Annotated in this window: 13 protein-coding genes and 1 riboswitch; of the genes, 6 read left to right on the top strand and 7 right to left on the bottom strand. The window is 59.9% G+C overall.

The window, feature by feature from the left end; all coding sequences use genetic code 11:
• Positions 1 to 105: 105 nt before the first annotated feature.
• Positions 106 to 588, bottom strand: coding sequence for a glutathione peroxidase (locus EA797_RS12485; RefSeq protein ID WP_122165596.1), 483 nt, complete (start codon positions 586 to 588; stop codon positions 106 to 108).
• 109 nt (positions 589 to 697) lie between these two features.
• Entirely contained in the window at positions 698 to 1,183 is a 486-nt protein-coding gene (locus EA797_RS12490; RefSeq protein ID WP_122165598.1) for an FKBP-type peptidyl-prolyl cis-trans isomerase, read from the bottom strand.
• A gap of 239 nt (positions 1,184 to 1,422) precedes the next feature.
• Here EA797_RS12490 and EA797_RS12495 point away from each other — a divergent pair, with 239 nt between their 5' ends.
• From EA797_RS12495 to EA797_RS12505, 3 genes are all read left to right on the top strand, one after another.
• A complete protein-coding gene (locus EA797_RS12495) occupies positions 1,423 to 2,610 on the top strand; it encodes an acetate kinase (RefSeq protein ID WP_122165600.1) in 1,188 nt (395 codons plus the stop codon).
• Between the two features lie 100 nt (positions 2,611 to 2,710).
• A complete protein-coding gene (gene pta, locus EA797_RS12500) occupies positions 2,711 to 4,807 on the top strand; it encodes a phosphate acetyltransferase (RefSeq protein WP_122165602.1) in 2,097 nt (698 codons plus the stop codon).
• Between the two features lie 119 nt (positions 4,808 to 4,926).
• Positions 4,927 to 5,841 carry an acyltransferase gene (locus EA797_RS12505; protein WP_122165604.1) on the top strand — a complete coding sequence of 305 codons (915 nt, stop codon included), beginning with the start codon at positions 4,927 to 4,929 and terminating at the stop codon, positions 5,839 to 5,841.
• A gap of 17 nt (positions 5,842 to 5,858) precedes the next feature.
• Here the strand turns inward: EA797_RS12505 and EA797_RS12510 are convergent, their stop codons facing one another.
• From EA797_RS12510 to EA797_RS12530, 5 genes are all read right to left on the bottom strand, one after another.
• Entirely contained in the window at positions 5,859 to 8,000 is a 2,142-nt protein-coding gene (locus tag EA797_RS12510) for a putative bifunctional diguanylate cyclase/phosphodiesterase (RefSeq protein ID WP_122165606.1), read from the bottom strand.
• A gap of 96 nt (positions 8,001 to 8,096) precedes the next feature.
• The gene (locus EA797_RS12515; RefSeq protein WP_122165608.1) at positions 8,097 to 11,807 is read right to left on the bottom strand and encodes a CHASE domain-containing protein; all 3,711 of its coding nucleotides are present in this window, start codon (positions 11,805 to 11,807) and stop codon (positions 8,097 to 8,099) included.
• A 154-nt stretch (positions 11,808 to 11,961) separates the two neighbouring features.
• Entirely contained in the window at positions 11,962 to 12,618 is a 657-nt protein-coding gene (locus EA797_RS12520) for a YiaD family glycine zipper/OmpA-like lipoprotein (RefSeq protein WP_122165610.1), read from the bottom strand.
• 298 nt (positions 12,619 to 12,916) lie between these two features.
• Positions 12,917 to 14,599, bottom strand: a complete 1,683-nt coding sequence (locus tag EA797_RS12525; RefSeq protein ID WP_122165612.1) for a fatty acid--CoA ligase — start codon at positions 14,597 to 14,599, stop codon at positions 12,917 to 12,919.
• Between the two features lie 148 nt (positions 14,600 to 14,747).
• Positions 14,748 to 15,377 (bottom strand): LysE family translocator, encoded by a 630-nt coding sequence (locus EA797_RS12530; RefSeq protein ID WP_122165614.1) that lies wholly within the window; start codon positions 15,375 to 15,377, stop codon positions 14,748 to 14,750.
• A gap of 60 nt (positions 15,378 to 15,437) precedes the next feature.
• On the opposite strand from EA797_RS12530, the gene EA797_RS12535 reads away from it, so the two are divergent.
• The 3 genes from EA797_RS12535 (at position 15,438) to EA797_RS12545 (ending at position 18,305) form a co-directional block, all read left to right on the top strand.
• On the top strand, positions 15,438 to 16,400 hold the full coding sequence (locus tag EA797_RS12535; protein WP_122165616.1) for a 2-hydroxyacid dehydrogenase: 963 nt from the start codon (positions 15,438 to 15,440) through the stop codon (positions 16,398 to 16,400).
• 57 nt (positions 16,401 to 16,457) lie between these two features.
• Entirely contained in the window at positions 16,458 to 17,456 is a 999-nt protein-coding gene (locus EA797_RS12540; protein ID WP_122165618.1) for a class I SAM-dependent methyltransferase, read from the top strand.
• A gap of 40 nt (positions 17,457 to 17,496) precedes the next feature.
• Positions 17,497 to 17,700, top strand: a riboswitch (yybP-ykoY riboswitch).
• Positions 17,701 to 17,717: 17 nt separating this feature from the next.
• The gene (locus tag EA797_RS12545) at positions 17,718 to 18,305 is read left to right on the top strand and encodes a TMEM165/GDT1 family protein (protein ID WP_122165620.1); all 588 of its coding nucleotides are present in this window, start codon (positions 17,718 to 17,720) and stop codon (positions 18,303 to 18,305) included.
• The last annotated feature ends 13 nt before the right edge of the window (positions 18,306 to 18,318 follow it).

Raw genomic sequence — 18,318 nt, forward strand, 5'->3', positions numbered from 1 at the left:
TGTTTATTTTGAGGAAACTGCCGAGACGATAGCGCGGCTCGAAAGAGCAGCGGATGGACCAGTACCAGACGCAGCGGCTGGGCGCTTAGCGACTGGCAACCAAGGTCAGGCGAGTGCGCTTTCGATGGCCTGTATCAGCGCTGGGTCATCTGGCGCCGTGCGGGGTGAAAACCGCGCCAGCACTCGCCCGTGCTTGTCGACGAGAAATTTTTCGAAGTTCCAACTGATGTCCCCAGGAAAATCAGCCCCCTCGCCTGCCAGCAGTCGATACAGCGGATGCCGATGAGCGCCGTTGACTTCAAGCTTGCTGCTCAAGGGAAAGCTGATTCCGTACTGCTCATTGCAGAACTGCAGAATCTCGGCATCGCTTCCGGGCTCCTGCGCGGCGAACTGATTGCAAGGAACGCCCAACACGCCGAATCCACGATCTTTATAGCGCTGATGCAGTTCTTGCAAGCCAGCATACTGAGGAGTCAATCCGCATTCGGAGGCGACGTTGACCACCAGTGTCAGCTGATTTTTGAAGGGCGCCAGGGGCAGCTCCTGGCCAGCGAGGCCGGGTAGGACCAAATCATGGAACGCGCTCATCTCACTTCTCCAGAGGGTAAAAAAGCGCTCCGGCAGTACCGAAGCGCTTCCATTGCTCGATCACCCGGATCGAAGCCAGTCGCTGCCTGTACGCGTTCCCGGCGGGGTATCAGTGGTGATGACCACCTTCACCATGAACGTGACCATGTGCAATTTCTTCATCGCTGGCCTCGCGCACTTCGACAATCTTGACCTCGAAATTGAGGCGCTGCCCAGCCAGCGGATGGTTTCCATCGACGATGACATCGTCGCCCTCAACGTCACGGATGGTGACGATCTGCATACCGCCATCCGGGCCCGAGGCATGGAACTGCATACCGACTTCCAATTCGTCGACGCCTTCGAACATCGCGCGATTAAGGGTCGCAACCAGCTCGGGGCTGTACTCACCGTAAGCATCCTGCGGCTCGATGGCGACCTTCACCTCATCACCGCCCTGCTTGCCTTCCAGAGCTTTTTCCAGGCCAGCGATGATATTGCCTGCACCGTGCAGGTAGACCAGCGGCGCGCCGCCGGCAGAGCTGTCGATCACTTCACCGGCATCATTGGTGAGTGTGTAGTCGATTGACACAGCCTTGTTAGCGGCAATCTGCATGAGGCGAAACCTTTATGGAGGAATGTGATGCCAAAGTCTAACCGCGAGCTGCGCCGATTGCGAACAGAGCCCGGATAAACGGGACCATTCTTGATTCAAACCAACTTTCTCGAACACCTGCCTCGGACGGTGTCGCATACAACCTTTGGAGAGCATCGAAACGGCCCAGTCTGTGACAGAATCCGCGACGCAAGCTAAGCGATCTATATCAACAATTACCACGCACCCAAGGAGCACCGATGTCGGCTCGAAACATCCTGGTGATTAACTGCGGCAGCTCGTCGATCAAGTTCGCGCTGGTCAACGAAGCGCAATCGACCTTTCCTTTGCAAGGCCTGGCCGAACGCCTCGGCAGCCCGGAAGCCGTGCTCCATTGGCAATTGGGCGACACCAAGCAGAGTCTGGACATTCCAGGCGCGGACCATCGCGCAGCGTTGGAAAAGCTGCTGCCACTGGCGCAGGACGCCGCGGGCGGCAAGCTCGACGGCATCGGGCATCGGGTCGTGCACGGAGGCGAACACTTCACTGGTTCGAGCCTGATCAACGAGCAGGTGCTCCAGGCTATCCGTGACAGCGCCCAACTGGCGCCCTTGCATAACCCGGCCAACCTGGTCGGTATTGATGCCGCCATTGCGCTGTTCCCAGGTCTGCCACAAGTAAGCGTATTCGACACCGCATTCCACCAAAGTATGCCGGAACACGCGTTCCGCTACGCGGTGCCGGAGTTCCTCTATAAGGAGCACAGCGTCCGCCGCTACGGCTTCCACGGCACCAGCCACAGCTATGTCAGCAAGCGTGCCGCCGAGATGACCGGCCTGCCAGTGGACGACAGCAGCTGGCTTACCGCTCACCTGGGCAATGGGTGCTCCACCTGCGCCATCGTCAATGGTGAAAGCCGCGACACCAGCATGGGCCTTACCCCGCTGGAAGGCTTGGTGATGGGCACCCGCAGCGGCGATGTCGACCCCAACCTGCACAGCTATTTGAACCGGACGCTGGGCTGGAGCCTCGAGCAGATCGATCGCATGCTCAACCATGACAGTGGCCTGAAGGGCCTCTCAGGACTGTCCAACGACCTACGTACGCTGCAGGAAGCCCGTGCCGCCGGGCACGCCGGCGCCAACCTGGCATTCGAAGTCTTCTGCTACCGCCTGGCCAAGTCGCTCGCGAGCATGGCCTGCGCCCTTCCGAAGCTCGATGGGCTGATCTTCACCGGTGGCATCGGCGAGAACTCCACAGCCGTGCGGACCCGGACGCTGGAACACCTCAAGCTGTTCAACTTCAAGCTGGACGAAGAAGCTAACGCGCGCTGCACCCGCGGCGTGGGTGGGGAAATCCAGGCTCCGGGCAGCCCGAGGGTGCTGGTTGTGCCCACCAACGAAGAACGCCAGATCGCGCTGGACACGCTGGCGCTGCTCGACGCCTGATTGCGCGCCGACAGTCATGCTCATTGCACGGACCCGACGACCATCCACGGCGTCGGGTTTCGTCTACCTGGCATCCCCCTTCGCTAGATAGGAGATCATCATGCATACGCTCTTTCTCGCCCCCTGCGGTTTCGGTGGCGGCCTAAACTCCATCAGCCTCGGTCTGATCCGCGCCCTGGAGCGCGCCGGACTGACGGTGGGGTTCTTCAAACCGATCGCCCAGCCCTTCCCGCTGGACCAGGGCCGCGAGCGCTCCTGCGTTCTGGTTGAACGCACCCTGAGCATCACATCGCCCGAACCGTTGCCGCTGGAGCAGGTTGAACGGCAACTGGCAGACGGGGAGCTGGATCTGCTACTGGAAGACGTGGTCAGTCGCTACCAGGAAGTAGCCGCCGGCAAGGATGTCGTCATCGTCGAAGGCATGGTGCCGACGCGCGAGTTCAACCACACCTCCCGGATCAACACTCATCTGGCCAAAAGCCTGGATGCCGAAGTCATCCTGATCGCCGCACAGAGCAACGACACACTCAAGCGTCTGGCCGAACGTATCGAGATCCAGGCGCAGCTGTTCGGTGGGGCCAAGGATTCGAAGGTGCTGGGGGTGATCCTCAACAAGGTCAAGAGCGCCGAGGGCGTGCCTGCCTTTGTCGACCAACTCAAAGCTCAGCTTCCCGTACTAGGGACTCCGGACTTCCAGCTACTAGGTGCGATTCCGTTCGACGAGACGCTCAACGCGCTGCGTACTCGTGACATCGCCGAACTGCTCGGCGCCAAGGTGCTTCATGCAGGCGAGTCGGAACAACGCCGCGTCAACAAGATCGTCCTCTGCGCCAGAGCTGTTCCCAATACCGTCCAGCTGCTCGAGCCTGGGGTTCTGGTCGTAACACCGGGTGATCGCGACGATATCATCCTTGCCGCGAGCCTGGCATCGCTCAATGGCGTCGAGCTTGCAGGCCTCCTGCTGTGCAGTGATTTCGCGCCCGATCCACGCATCCTTGAACTGTGTAAAGCGGCGCTCGATGGCGGTCTTCCAGTGATGACCGTCCAGACGGGTTCTTACGATACCGCCACCAACCTGTTCGGCTTGAACAAGGAGACTCCGGCTGACGACATCGAGCGCGCCGGCCAGGTCACCGACTTCATCGCCAAGCACTTGCAGCCTGAGCTGCTGCGTACCCGCCTGAGCGCACCACGCAGCGAGCTGCGACTGTCACCTCCCGCGTTCCGCTATCAGCTGGTCAAGCGCGCTCAGCAGGCGAACAAGCGTATCGTGCTCCCGGAAGGCAACGAGCCCCGCACCATTCGCGCGGCTGCGATCTGCCAGGAACGCGGCATAGCCCGTTGCGTACTGCTAGCCAAGCCCGAAGAGGTACAGGCCGTCGCCCGCGAGCAGGGCATCAACCTGCCGGCAAGTCTGGAGATTCTCGATCCGGACCTGATCACCAACCAGTACGTCGAGCCTATGTGCGAGATGCGCAAGGCCAAAGGCCTTACACCCGACGATGCCCGCGAACAACTCAAGGACACCGTCGTATTGGGCACCATGATGCTGGCGCTCGATGAGGTGGACGGCCTGGTTTCAGGCGCCGTGCACACCACCGCCAACACCATTCGCCCGGCGTTGCAGCTGATCAAGACGGCACCGGGATACAGCCTGGTATCTTCGGTATTCTTCATGCTGCTGCCTGACCAGGTACTGGTCTACGGTGACTGCGCAGTAAATCCCAACCCGTCCGCCACCGAGCTGGCTGAGATTGCACTGCAGAGTGCCGAATCGGCCGTTGCGCTTGGCGTCACGCCGCGCGTGGCGATGATCAGCTATTCCACCGGTACATCTGGCAGTGGTGCTGAAGTGGAGAAGGTGGCCGAGGCAACGCGCATCGCCCAGGAGCGCGCGCCCCAGCTACCTATCGACGGGCCGCTGCAATACGACGCGGCATCGGTTGCCAGCGTTGGCAAACAGAAAGCGCCGAACAGCCTGGTTGCCGGGCAAGCCACGGTGTTCATCTTCCCTGATCTGAACACTGGCAACACGACCTACAAGGCCGTCCAGCGCAGCGCAAACGTGATCAGTGTCGGGCCGATGCTCCAGGGCCTGCGCAAGCCGGTCAACGACCTGTCCCGCGGCGCCTTGGTTGATGACATCGTCTTCACCATCGCCCTGACCGCTCTACAGGCCGATAACCAGAAAGCCTGACCTGCGACGCCCGGCCCTTCGTGGCCGGGCTTTCCCAACGTCTGGCAACGTTTTACCTTGCAGTTCATCGCACAATCGGTACGCTTGCCGCCGTTATTGACGGACATACGAGCCAATTGATGCTGCGCATCCTTCCTCCCCCGCTCAGGGGCGTTCTCGCGGGCCTGACCCTGGCGCTGAATACGCTGTTCTGGTGCTGGCCGCTTTTCATCCTTTCGCTTCTCAAGCTGGCGTTACCCGTACCGCGCATCCAGCGCGCCTTGCGTTTTGGCATGCACTGGATCGCCGAGTCGTGGATAGCGGTCAACAGCTTCTGGATGGACCAGGTACGACGTACCGAATGGGATGTGCAGGGACTGGAAAAAGTAGACCTTCAGCATTCCTACTTGGTTACTAGCAATCACCAGAGCTGGGCAGACATCTTGATGTTGCAGTACCAGCTGAACCGACGGATGCCGATTCTGAAGTTCTTTCTCAAACAAGAGCTGATCTGGGTGCCGGTGATTGGCCTCTGCTGGTGGGCGCTGGAATTTCCGTTCATGAAGCGCTTCAGCAAGGAGTACCTGGCCAAGTATCCCGAGAAGCGCGGCGAAGACCTGGCGACCACGCGCAAGGCATGCGAGCGCTATCGCACCAACCCTGTATCGGTATTCAACTTCATCGAAGGCACTCGCTTCACCGAGGACAAGCACATCGAGCAAGGGTCGGCCTACCGCTATTTGCTCAAGCCGCGCGCAGGCGGCATTGCGTTCGTGATCGATGCCATGGGTGAGCAACTGACCGCGCTGATCAACATCACCATTCACTACCCGAACGGCAATCCAAGCTTCTGGGATCTACTGTGCGGAAGGGTTAGCCGGGTGGTGATGCGAATCGACTCCCAGCCGATCCCAGCCGAATTCCTGCGCCGAAGTTATGATCAGGATGAACGCTATCGGCTTAGCTTTCAGGAATGGGTCAATGAGCTCTGGAGCGCGAAGGACGCAGAACTCGAGCAACTGCACCAGCAATATCCACCGGGGCGCGAGTCCTAGTCTGAGCAGGCGGCCGGCTAGCCGGCCGTCTGGTGATCCAGCTGGTTCCAGTCAACTATGCGCGGAAACTCCAGGGCATCCTCCACCGCCAGGCCCGGCGCCACCAGGAAGCCCTGCATCACCTGACAGTCATGGGCAAGCAGCCATTCACGCTGGGCAAGCGTTTCGACGCCTTCGGCGATCACTTCCAGCCCCAGGTTCCGCCCAAGGTCGATGATGGTGCTGACCACTGCCGCATCACGCGGCGAATCGAGCATATTGGCGATGAACAAGCGGTCGATCTTCAATGTATCGAGATCGAAATGGCGCAGATACGCCAATGACGAGTAACCGGTGCCGAAGTCATCCACGGCCACCCTGACGCCCAATTCACGCAGCTGGCGAAGCTTTTCGCAGCTCTGCTCGAGGTCCTGCATCAGCGCCCCTTCGGTCACCTCCAACTCCAACTGGCGGGGATCGAGCTGGTACTCTTCCAGCAGGCGCCGCAATTCATCGATCAATCCAGCCCGGCCGAATTGCACGGGGCTGACATTGAAGCTCAATACGAGCTTGTCACCGAACCGCTCACGCCAATCGCGGCATTGAGCTAGGCCTTCACGCAGTGCCCATTCGCCGACCCGATCGATCAGCCGGGTCTCCTCCAACAGGGGAATGAAGACATTGGGTTCAACCACGCCGCGGCCGGCATAATCCCACCGCAGCAGCGCCTCGAACCCACGCAGCTCGCCGCTTTCCAGCATGATCTGAGGCTGATACGCCAGGGCGAACCCGTTACGCTCGATGGTGCTACGCAGGTTTTCTTCCATCATCAGTCGCGCATGGGCACGGCCATTCATTTCGCTGGAGAAAAACCGATACTGTTGCCGGCCGTTGCGCTTGGCTTCATACATCGCCATGTCAGCCGAACGCAGCAGCTCTTCCACGCTCTGCCCACAATCAGGGAAATGCGCGATCCCGATACTGGCACCAAGAGTCACATCGGTACCTTCGATGGTATGGCGCACGGAAATGAGCTCAATGAGCTTTTCCGCGACCTTGGCGGCGTCTTCTGGGTGGTCGAGTGAATCCAGCAGGGCAGTGAATTCATCACCACCCATTCGCGCAATGATGTCGTAAGGGCGCATGCAGGCTTCGAGCACCCGGGCCACACGACAAAGAATCTCATCGCCGGCGTCGTGGCCGAGCGAATCGTTGATGCGCTTGAAACCGTCGAGGTCGATGTAGAGGATCGCCATCCGCTTGCCGTTGCGGTCCACGCGGGCAAGGGCCGAATCCAGCGCCTGGTGAAAGCCACGTCGGTTGAGCAGGCCGGTGAGCGAGTCCGTCACCGCCTGGGTTTCCAACTGCACATGCAGGTTCCGCACAACCGACATATCCAGCGCGATCACCACCATCGATCGCTGTTGACGAGGCAAGGGGGATGACGACAAGGCCACCGGCAGAGTGCCGCCATCGGCCGTATACAGCTGCGCCTCGTGCAAGCGATAAGTATTGCCGCTGCGCCACTGCTTGTAGAAGTCCGTGTCGCGCCATGCGCCTGGCATCTGTGGCGAAGCGAGATGCTTCACCAGTGTTGTCCCCTGCAGGTCTTCAACGCGCGTATGCAGCATCTGCGCAATCGCCGGATTGGCGAAACTGATGTAGCCGTCCTCGCCGACTACCAGAATGCCCTCGGCTGCATTGTTCAATACCGAAGCGTTGAATGCCCGAGCGCTATCTAGCTGCTGGCTGAGCAGTTGCAGATCACGCCTGTTGTGCTCATGACTGAGCAGCGTATTGATCTTGTGCTTGAGCACCTGCGGATCGAAAGGCTTGAGAATGAAGTCAACCGCCCCCGTCGCGTAGCCACGCAGCACCGACTCGCGGGTATGCGCAATGGCCGAGACAAATATGATCGGGGTGTAACGTGCATGCGGGCTACCGCGCATCAGACGCGCGACCTCGAAGCCATCCATGCCTGGCATCTGCACATCAAGCAGCACCAGCTCGACATCCAGGTCTAGCAGCGCTTGCAGCGCGGCCTCTCCGGAGTTCACCGTATGGACCTGCCAGTCGCCATCACCGAGGAGCGCTTCCATTGCCACCAGGTTTGCTTCTCGATCATCGACAACCAGCAACGTCCGGGTACGCGGCTCAGATTTTGTCTGTGCCCGAGCCATTACCTGGCTCCCCGCACGAGAGCATAATTAATTCCGACTTCGACGGTGTCAGCAAGAACACCAATCCGGCTTGAACGATGCGTCACATACTTCTCCTTACGGACTCTCGTGGGAACCATCGTTTGGTTCCAGGCAACGCTTCAACATTTCGACCAACTGGGTCCGCTCGACCGGCTTGAGCAACACATCATCGGCCCCGGCCGCAACGCTCTTGTCACGCCCCTCTGAAAGATCACCAACCACCAGTGCCACGATAGGCACCTGACAACCATAGTCGCTTCTGAGCTGATGAATCAGTGAAGGGCCGCCGTTATCCGGCACTGATATGTCAACCAATGCCAAATCAAACGCGTCTTCATCGAATCGTTCAAGTGCCTCACTACGAGTGGTCGCTGGAACCACCTGCAAGCCCTGCTCATCGAGCAGCGCACTGATCGAATAGATTGCTCGTACGTCAGAATCCACCAACAGTACGCGCTGGCCCAGCAGAGGATGCCCTACGTCCTCCAAGCCCAATGCCACGGCCTTGACCGCGGTGGGCTTCAATGCATCTTCCATATGCTCCATTCCTTCTGTTTTTGACAACACTACTGATGAATAACGTTGAAGCCTCTGCAGATTCTTTTCCGACAGGGATTCTCGGCTGTTCAGTACAACCCTTACATCCTTGAGCGAGCGCAGGCGGTCGAGTGCTTCTAGCAGATCCAGCCCATCTTCTCCCGGCAGATCGAAGTCGACGATCAGCACGGTGTAGCTGTGTTCGGCATAAGCCAGCCGAGCTTCCTCGCTGCGCTGACATTCAGTGACGCGGTAGCCAAGCCGCTCGAAATGGTCACGCAGTTGCCGACGCCGCTCTGTGTCGGTCTCGACCAGCAGCAGGCGTATCGAGTTGTCTTCCTGCTTCGCCAGGTCGACGAACAGACGCTCCAGCTCCGATTGCGCCACGGGCTTGAGCAGATAGCGTGCATCGTCATCGGACCAGCCCTGCGGCTGCGGAACGCAGGAAATAATGTAGACCGGCATGTCCTGGTGGCGAGGGTCGGCGCGCAGCGTCCTGTGGACCTGCCAGCCGCTGATATCCGGCAGCAGAATGTCGAGAATGACGGCGGCGAAGCGCTCCTGCCCCAGAGCATCCAGCCCCTCTTGCCCAGTTCCGCAGATGACACTGGAAAACCCGTGCGACTGGCCAACCTCGGCGACTACCGAAGCGAAATCGGCATCGTCCTCGACGATCAGAAGAGCGCCACCCTGGCCTCGCCGTTGCGATGGCCGCAACGTCCTGACTTCGGTGGTCGGCGCGAGCTTCAGTGGGAGGTCGACTGTAAAACTGGAGCCGCGGCCCGGAGCGCTCTTAAGCCGGATGCCGCCGCCCAGCACTTCCGCCAGCTGCCGCGCAATCGACAGTCCAAGTCCCGTGCCGCCGTATTGCCGGCTGATTGAGCCGTCAATCTGTTGGAAGGCCTGGAATATGCGCTCATGCTGGTCTTCGGCAATACCGATGCCGGTATCGGTTACGCAGATCTGCAGCATGTCCTCATTGATCGGCGGCTCGCCGCTCACCCGAGAAACGTGAATATCAACGGAGCCTTGCTCTGTAAACTTCAGGGCATTGGTAACGAGATTACGAAGAATCTGCTGCAGCCTCGCCCTGTCGCTGACCAGCAACTCAGGCACATCGGGGTCGACTCTGGACCTCAGGCTCAGCCCATTCTGCTGGGCCATTGGCTCGAGGCTGGTTACCAGTTCCACCAATAGCTCGCCGAGATTGAGCGGCTCCAGCTTGATCTGCATGTGCCCGGCTTCGATCTTTGCCAGATCGAGCACATCGTTGATGAGCTGCAACAGATCGTGCCCAGCGCGATGGATGATGTCCGCGTGCCTGACCTGTTTCTCGGTCAGATTACTTGCCGCGTTCTGCCTCAGCTGGTCACTAAGGATTAGGATACTGTTGAGCGGAGTACGCAGCTCATGGGACATGTTGGCAAGGAATTCGGATTTGTAGCGATTGGCGACCATGAGCTCATTCGCCTGATCACGCAGCCGCCGCTCGGCTGCCTTGCGGTGGCCGATATCGGTCACGACCGCTTGTACCAGTTGCTCGTCGCCACTTCGCAATGGCGATATACCTACCTCGACAGGCAGCAGGTGCCCATCCCGGTGGCGGCCGAACAGCTCTCGGTTTTCACCCAGCCTGCGCGACTCAGGGGTTTGACCGAAACGGTGGCGAACTTCGATGTAGGTCTTGCGCATCGACTCAGGGATGAGCATTTCCACAGGCTGATCGAGCAGCTCCTGCCGGCTGTAGCCAAACAGCAGTTCGGTCTGACGATTGACCATCACGATGCGGCCATCATGGTCGAACAGCAAAAAAGCATTGGGGGAGGCTTCGACCACGTTGCGGAAGCGCTCTTCATCACGCTTTCGCTGTTGCAGATCGACCAGATTCAGCAAGTGATGGACCGTTTTGTCGCGCTTGAAACTGGTCAGGCTCAGAGACACAGGTATGGGCGTACCGTCTTCGCGCAATGCCTGGCTTTCATGCTGGTTGGTCTCTTCGCGTGGACCTCCAGCCGGACCATCCAGCGCACCAGGCACATAGCGACCGAGCCGTTCGCCCGCGAGCATCCCCGCGCTGCTGCCCAGCAGAGCTGCGGCGCTCTGATTCGCAAGCTCGATTCGGCCCTGGTCGTTGCACAACACCGTTGCCACTGGTAGTTGTTCAATCAGCTGCCGGAACCATGCCTCGCGCTCCTGGAGTTGCGCGCCGAGCGCCTGACTACCGCGCAGAGTACGCTCGCGCAGGAACAGATAACCGCCTATCAACATGGAGAATAAAATCGCGGCAGTGAGCGCAGCCGCGAGATTGAAGGCGCGCCCGACCCGATTCAGGATCGCTTCGTACTCCGGCGTGCTGGCGACTTCCAGCTGCCAGCTTCGACCGTACATGTAGATGTTGCGAGTGCGATGGAAGCCGGCATCGGCACTCACCGGAGCACGACCCACCAGCAATGGCTCATCTGGCTCTGAGGCATCGAACAACTGAAGCTGGAACAGTTTGCTACGCGAACCTAATACTCCTTCCATCAGGTCCGTCAGCCGAAAGGCGCCGTGCAGCGTGCCGGCAAAAGCGCTCTGTCGCTCTTCCAAAGTCGTTACTGGCGCACCGGCTCGATAGAGCGGCAGGTAAAGCAGGATGCCAACTTGCGCGTTCTGCTCGGTCTCCTGCTTGAGCCGCAGAGGGCCGGTGAGCATTGGGGTTCCGATATTGCGAGCAGCGGTGATAGCTTCCCGGCGCGTTTCCTCACTCAGCATGTCGAACCCAATGACCCGGCGGTTGCGCCAATCCAATGGATGTATGTAATCGGTGATCAGGTATTCATCACGCTCGCCCGGCGGATATACCCTGAAGTCACTACGACCGCCCTGCTGAATTTTGGTGATCACTTCGCTGAGCGTGTCGGCACGCGCATAGCGGGCAAGCGCGATAGCTTGAATACCCGGGTAGAAGTCTTGGAGTTGGAGCTGATCGGACGCTCGGTTCCAATCCTGCAAGGTGACGTTATCGCTGCCGACGAAAAGTCCGGCCAGACCGCGGAGGACCATTTCATAAGCGCGCATGCGCTCTCGCAGATTATTTTCGACGTCATTGACGGCCAGGTTGAACCGCTGGGCCTGTTCGGCACGCACCCGTGATTCCTGTACCTGCCATTGCCAGACGACCCATCCTCCGAGCCCGGCCATTAAGGCCAATGTCACTACCAATGGCAGCCAAGGCTTACGAGAATGGAGAGCGGAACGATCATCCATTCGACCTCCTCAGTGCCACAACATGGCGCGCTGTCACGAGTCTCAGAGTCGCGATTTGCTTAGAGGTTCAATGATCAATGGACAAAGATATAAAGCTGACGTCACAAAAATGGCAAAGGCAAGACCATTGCGGTCTTGCCTTTTTCTAAACAGCTTACAGGGGACGCAAATTGATCTCGACGCGACGGTTCTGCGCACGACCTGAAGCGGTATCGTTACTGGCGATGGGTTGGCTTGGGCCTGCGCCGAATGACGATATGCGAGAACCTGCTACACCGTTGCCTTCAAGATAAGCAGCTACGCTGCGAGCGCGGCGGTTCGATAGATCCTGGTTCAGCTGCTGCGAACCCGTGCTGTCGGTGTGGCCGACGATATCGATGCCGTTCTTGTTGAACTCTTTGAAGACCTGAACAAGGGAATTAAGCGTAGGGTAGAAGCTGCTGGAGATATCAGCCGAATTGCTTGGGAAGGTGATATTGCCCGGCATGATCAACGTCAGGTTGTTGCCGTCGCGTTGAACTTGAACGCCGGTGCCTTGCAAAGTCTGGCGAAGCTTGGCTTCCTGGGTATCGACGTAGTAACCGTACCCACCACCTGCAGCTCCGCCAACCGTTGCGCCGATCAGTGCACCTTTGGCGCGGTCCTTCTTGCTGGACGTGGCAGCACCGATCACCGCCCCACTGACCGCCCCGATCCCGCCGTAGACGCCGGCTTTGCCAGCTTCTCGTTCTCCGGTGTAGGGATTGTTGGTACAGCCAGCCAACAACGCAAGGGTGGCGGCAACTACGGTCAGGTTAGTCATCTTCTTCATCATTACTTCCTTTCATCTGCGGGACGCCAGCCTGTCGAACGACGTTCCACAGCTGGAATGCGCCGATAGGTTAACACTCGTCCGACCGCAGAACCGGAACGTGCCGACGAACCCGCGATGAAACGTCGGGGCCAAGCCCTTGGTTGTGCCTAGCCACTGAACAACATGGCTGGATGATCCCGGCAACACCTCATCAACGATGCACAACTGGCGCAGGCCGGAGAGTTCAGCCAGGCCGCTTCCCGTATATGTTACGTATACAGGTCGGGCGTTCTGCGCCTGGCGGACAATGCACCGCTTAGACGGAAGAAATCGCGCTGCTGCCCTCCTCCAGCCAGCGGGCGATGTCTATCCGGATGCGTTTCTTGTCGAGCTTGCCCACGCTGGTTTTGGGAATGTCCTCAACCACAGCGATCTGCTGCGGAATCGCCCATTTATTGATCTGCCCCTGCTCCACAGCCGGTTCGAGAAACTCCTGCAGCGATCGAGCGTCGAGCTGTCGGCCTTCGCACAGGACGAGCAGGGCAAATGGCCGCTCGCCCCAACGCTCGTCAGGCACCCCAACCACCGCGACGTCGCGGACGGCCTCATGACGGCTGATCAAGCCTTCGATGGCCAGCGAGGAAACCCACTCGCCTCCGGTCTTGATGACATCCTTGATACGGTCGCGAATATCGATGTTACCCATCTCGTCGATGGTCGCTACGTCGCCGGTATGCAGCCAGCCCCCGGCCCAGAGATCTTCGCTCTTCTCCGGATTGCCCGCATAGCCCTGGGTCAGCCAGGGTGCTCGAAGTACCAGCTCACCCTGGGACGCGCCATCAGCAGGAAGGAAGCTGCCGTCCGGCGCCTGGATCGCGGCATCAACCAGGACCACTGGCACGCCCGCCTTGAGCCGATAATTCGTTTGTTCGTCTTCACTTGCCTCGCGCAGCTCATCATTGATATGGGCGCCAGCGATCAATGGGCATGTTTCAGACATCCCGTACGCAGCAACCAGTTGCATACCGCAGGCCCGGGCCGACTCATAGAGGCCGCGCGTCAGCGCACTCCCGCCGATAGTGATTTTCCAGCCGTTGAAATCCGTACCCTGCGCCGCCTTGGCCTTGAGCAGCATCTGCACGATGGTCGGAACGCAATGGGAAAACGTCACCTTTTCCCGGCGCCACAGTTCGATCAGCAACTCCGGATCATAGCGCCCCGGATAGACCTGCTTGAGGCCCATCATGGTTGCAACGTACGGAAGCCCCCATGCATGTACGTGAAACATTGGCGTGATGGGCATGTACACGTCGCCAGCAGCCATTAGCTGGGGATTCTCGCGACAACCAACGGTCACCGCGCCGGCGAGCGTGTGCAGCACCAATTGCCGGTGAGTGAAATACACGCCTTTGGGATCGCCAGTGGTGCCGGTGGTGTAGAAGGTGGTCGCCACCGAGTTTTCATCGAAGTCGGGGAAATCGTAGTGGGGCTTTGCCGATGCCAGCAGGTTTTCGTATTCACCGACACAATTAGGCAAATCGCTGCTCTTTTCCTCGGCGTCGGTGATCAGCAGGGTTTTATCGACGGTTGTGAGCTGTCCGGCGATAGCCTGATACAGGGGCACGAACTCGCTATTGACGAGAACAAAACGGTCCTCGGCGTGGTTCATGGTGTAGAGGATCTGCTCGGGCGAAAGGCGCACGTTGATGGTGTGAACCACGGCGCCAATCATCGGGATCGCGAACATGCACTCCAGGTAGCGATGACTGTCCCAATCCATCACAGCGACCGTGTCGCCCGCCTTGACACCAGCATCGGTCAACACATTGGCCAGACGGGCAATGCGCTCACCCAGGGTTCGGTAGTCGTATCGCAGCTGATCGCGGTAGACGATTTCACGGGTACGCTCGTAGCGCTGCCCTGACAGCAGCAGGCTCTTGATCAACAGAGGATACTGATAGGCATTGGCGGCGGGTTTGATCACTCGTGTCTGCAACATAGGGCTTCCTGTTATTGATGTTATGAGATGCACGCTAAGCAAGGTCGCGACCGCTCACCGGGCCGGGCCAAGCCGCATTCACGCGGGTCGCCGGCGTGGCGACTGCTCGATCGCAGTTGGATGCGCGCGAAGCGGCAGGCCACGCCGTTCAGGCGATTTCGCTGGCCGCAAGCCGAACCCCAAGCCCGATCAACACAGCGCCAGTGACCCTGTCGAACCAGTGCCCCATGCGTGTGAAACCGGCTCTGACGCGCTCACGGCTGAACAACCAGGCCACCAGGCAAAACCAGAAGCCGGTAGCGAATGCCAGATATACCCCATACCCTGCCTGAACCGCGAGCGGGGTGTGGGGGTCAATAACAACCGTGAATAACGAGAGAAAGAACAGCGTGGCTTTAGGGTTCAGGCCATTGGTGACGAAACCGATGGTGAACGCCCGCCGAGGTGACAAGGCCGCGCCTGAGCCAGAGGTCGGGATGTCCCCTACCGCAACGGGCTTTGCTCGCAGCGCCTGGAAGCCGAGATAGAACAGATAACCCGCCGCCAACCATTTGAAGAGGTTGAACAGCACGATCGACTGCGAGACGATCAGGCCGATCCCGAGTAACGAATAGGCGACGTGTACCAAGATTCCTCCGCCCACACCGATGGCAGTCCAGCTGCCACTGCGCTGTCCTCGAAGCACGCTTTCACGAACGACCACCGCAAAGTCCGGACCTGGACTGGCAACAGCCAAAAGGTGAACCAGCGCCACGGTGAGAAATTCCGTCCAATACATCGAGTAACTCCGTATTTCCGGGGCGGGTCAACCACCCGCCGATTCGAATGAGTAAAGTCCATGAGCAATCGCCGCGCCGTATTCCTTGACCTGCTTCCACTCGACCAGGGTGACCTGGACCTGTCGCCTCTGCAGTCAGCGTTCGCTGAACTGGTCTGCCACGAGCACACCAGCGAAACGCAGATCATCGACCGACTGGAAGGTGCTCAGGTCGCAATCGTCAACAAGGTCGCCTTGAGCGCCGACGTGCTTGCCGCCTGCCCAGAGCTCAAGTTGATTCTGGTCGCTGCCACGGGCGTTAACAACATCGACCTGGCAGCTGCAAAGCAACACGGCATCGCCGTATGCAACTGCCAGGGTTACGGCACCGCTACTGTGGCTCAGCACACGATAATGCTACTACTCGCGCTAGCCACGCGACTCCCGGATTACCAGGGCGCCGTGGCCCGCTGCCGTTGGCAGGAGAGTGGGCAGTTCTGCCTGCTGGATTTTCCGATCGTTGAATTAGCGGGCAAGACTCTTGGTGTGCTTGGGCATGGCGAGCTTGGTAGTGCCGTAGCCCGACTGGCAGAAGCGTTGGGCATGCGTGTCGTGACCGGCAATCTGCCGGGCCGCACGCCACGCGATGGTCGCCTGGATCTCGATGAACTACTGCCGCAAGTCGACGCCCTGACGCTGCACTGCCCGCTCACCGAGCAGACGCGCAATCTGATAGGCGCGCGCGAGTTGCAGCTCATGAAGCCATCGGCATTCATCATCAACACCGCGCGTGGCGGACTCATCGACGAGCAGGCCTTGGCCGATACCTTGCGCAGCGGCCATTTGGGCGGCGCCGCTACTGACGTTCTTACCAGCGAACCGCCGAGCAATGACAATCCCTTGCTGGCAGCGGACGTGCCGCGACTTATCGTGACGCCGCACAGCGCCTGGGGCAGCCGCGAAGCGCGTCAACGTATCGTTGGCCAGCTGAGCGAGAACGCCGAAGCATTCTTCGCCGGCGCGCCCAAGCGTCAGGTGGGCTGACCCTTCTACCACCGGGCGGAACGCTGATAAGCTCGCCAGCTTTTGCCCGGAGGCATCATGGATCCCCGTAGCGAAGTACTGCTGCGTCAGCCTGAATTATTCAGCGGCAAACTGCTGCTTGCCGGGCTACCAGCTGATGATTTGCTGGGTCGATTGCCCGACTCCGTGGGCTGGAGCTGGCATGCGGGCGATTATCAGAAGTTGCAGGCGCGCTTCGCAGGTCGTTGCACCTTTGCCGTTGAACCACCGGCAACGGCATTTGATACCGCCGTGCTGTTTCTACCCAAGTCCCGCGAACTCACCGACTACCTGTTGCACGCGCTGGCCGCCACATTGCCGAGCCGGCTGCTCTATCTGGTTGGCGAGAAACGCGCCGGTGTCGAACGTGCCGCCCGCCAGCTCGCTCCCTTTGGCGAGGCGCGCAAGCTCGATAGCGCTCGGCACTGCCAGCTGTGGCAACTGAGAGTGACGAACAGCCCAGACGCCCCAGATCTCGAAAAGCTCGCTCAACGATTCGACCTCAAGCTAGACGACGGCTCCTTGGCGATCGTCAGCTTACCGGGGGTGTTCAGCCACGGCCGGATTGATCGGGGCACAGCTCTGCTGTTGGAACAGCTCGACGGGCTCCCACCAGGTCGGCTGCTCGATTTCGGCTGCGGCGCAGGGATCATCGGCGCATCGCTGAAACGCCGCTACCCGGATAGCGAAGTGGTAATGCTGGACGTCGACGCCTTCGCAGTCGCCAGCAGCCGCATGACCCTTGCGGCCAACGGGCTGCAGGCGCAAGTCATTGCGGGCGACGGCATTGACGGGGCACCTGGGGAATGCGCAGCCATCGTCAGCAACCCGCCATTCCACCAGGGCGTTCACACCCATTACGAAGCCAGCGAAACGCTCCTGAAACGGGCCGCAACCCATCTGCGGCCTGGTGGCGAGCTGCGACTGGTGGCCAATGCGTTTCTCAAGTACCCGCCGCTGATCGAGGCCCACCTGGGCCGATGCGATACGTTAATCAGCGCAGACGGCTTTCGTATCTACCGCGCGCAACGTGCATGAATTGGCTATTGCGCGACTTGCACAACGGGCGGCCCTTGGGCAAACTCGCGCCCGTCCTGGGGGAGTAGTCTCCGGCGAGCGCCCAGCTTGCCTGGCATGCGTCAACATACTTGGTCCACAGACCATGGTGCATGCGACCCGCGCGGCCTGCCTACAGCCCGTGCCCGGTTTGACAAGACCCATGACACGTACACCTGACCCGGGGCGGGCAGGCGGTGCGTGTCATGGTGATTCGTCGACCCGCCCCCGCAAGGAAGTCTGTTGGAATCGTTCTACATCCCCACCCTGATCGTTGCGCTCGCCGAGATTGGCGATAAAACGCAGCTGCTCGCACTGCTCCTGGCTGCCCGCTATCGAAAACCCATCCCGATCATAATGGGCATCGTGGTGGCGACGCTCGCCAACCATGCCGCAGCTGGTGCCGTCGGCAGCTGGGTTTCATCGCTGGTCTCCCCCGCCATACTGAGCTGGATTCTGGCCGCCTCATTTGCGGCTGTTGCGTTGTGGACGCTGGTACCGGACAAGCTCGAGGAAGAGGAAGCCTCGAGAGGCCGGCGCTTCGGCCCCTTCGTCGCGACGCTGATCGCGTTCTTCCTGGCCGAGATGGGCGACAAGACACAAGTCGCCACCGTCATGCTTGCCGCGCAATATCCCGACTTCGTCCTGGTGATCATCGGCTCGACGCTCGGGATGCTGATCGCCAACGTACCTGTGGTACTGGCCGGCAACTTCGCCGCTGACCGGATGCCACTCACGGTTATCCGCCGAATCGCCGCCTTCGGCTTCGCCGCTTTGGCGCTATATGCCGTCTTCCAGGCGTTACGTCTGAGCGGCACGCTTCCAGTCTGATACACAGCGCAAA

The sequence above is a fragment of the Stutzerimonas zhaodongensis genome (assembly GCF_003696365.1).
GTDB lineage: Bacteria > Pseudomonadota > Gammaproteobacteria > Pseudomonadales > Pseudomonadaceae > Stutzerimonas > Stutzerimonas zhaodongensis.

Coding starts and splice junctions, on each gene's coding strand:
- EA797_RS12485 (WP_122165596.1), bottom strand. CDS start 588: ATGAGCGCGTTCCATGATTTGGTCCTACCCGGCCTCGCTGGCCAGGAG.
- EA797_RS12490 (WP_122165598.1), bottom strand. CDS start 1,183: ATGCAGATTGCCGCTAACAAGGCTGTGTCAATCGACTACACACTCACC.
- EA797_RS12495 (WP_122165600.1), top strand. CDS start 1,423: ATGTCGGCTCGAAACATCCTGGTGATTAACTGCGGCAGCTCGTCGATC.
- pta (WP_122165602.1), top strand. CDS start 2,711: ATGCATACGCTCTTTCTCGCCCCCTGCGGTTTCGGTGGCGGCCTAAAC.
- EA797_RS12505 (WP_122165604.1), top strand. CDS start 4,927: ATGCTGCGCATCCTTCCTCCCCCGCTCAGGGGCGTTCTCGCGGGCCTG.
- EA797_RS12510 (WP_122165606.1), bottom strand. CDS start 8,000: ATGGCTCGGGCACAGACAAAATCTGAGCCGCGTACCCGGACGTTGCTG.
- EA797_RS12515 (WP_122165608.1), bottom strand. CDS start 11,807: ATGGATGATCGTTCCGCTCTCCATTCTCGTAAGCCTTGGCTGCCATTG.
- EA797_RS12520 (WP_122165610.1), bottom strand. CDS start 12,618: ATGAAGAAGATGACTAACCTGACCGTAGTTGCCGCCACCCTTGCGTTG.
- EA797_RS12525 (WP_122165612.1), bottom strand. CDS start 14,599: ATGTTGCAGACACGAGTGATCAAACCCGCCGCCAATGCCTATCAGTAT.
- EA797_RS12530 (WP_122165614.1), bottom strand. CDS start 15,377: ATGTATTGGACGGAATTTCTCACCGTGGCGCTGGTTCACCTTTTGGCT.
- EA797_RS12535 (WP_122165616.1), top strand. CDS start 15,438: ATGAGCAATCGCCGCGCCGTATTCCTTGACCTGCTTCCACTCGACCAG.
- EA797_RS12540 (WP_122165618.1), top strand. CDS start 16,458: ATGGATCCCCGTAGCGAAGTACTGCTGCGTCAGCCTGAATTATTCAGC.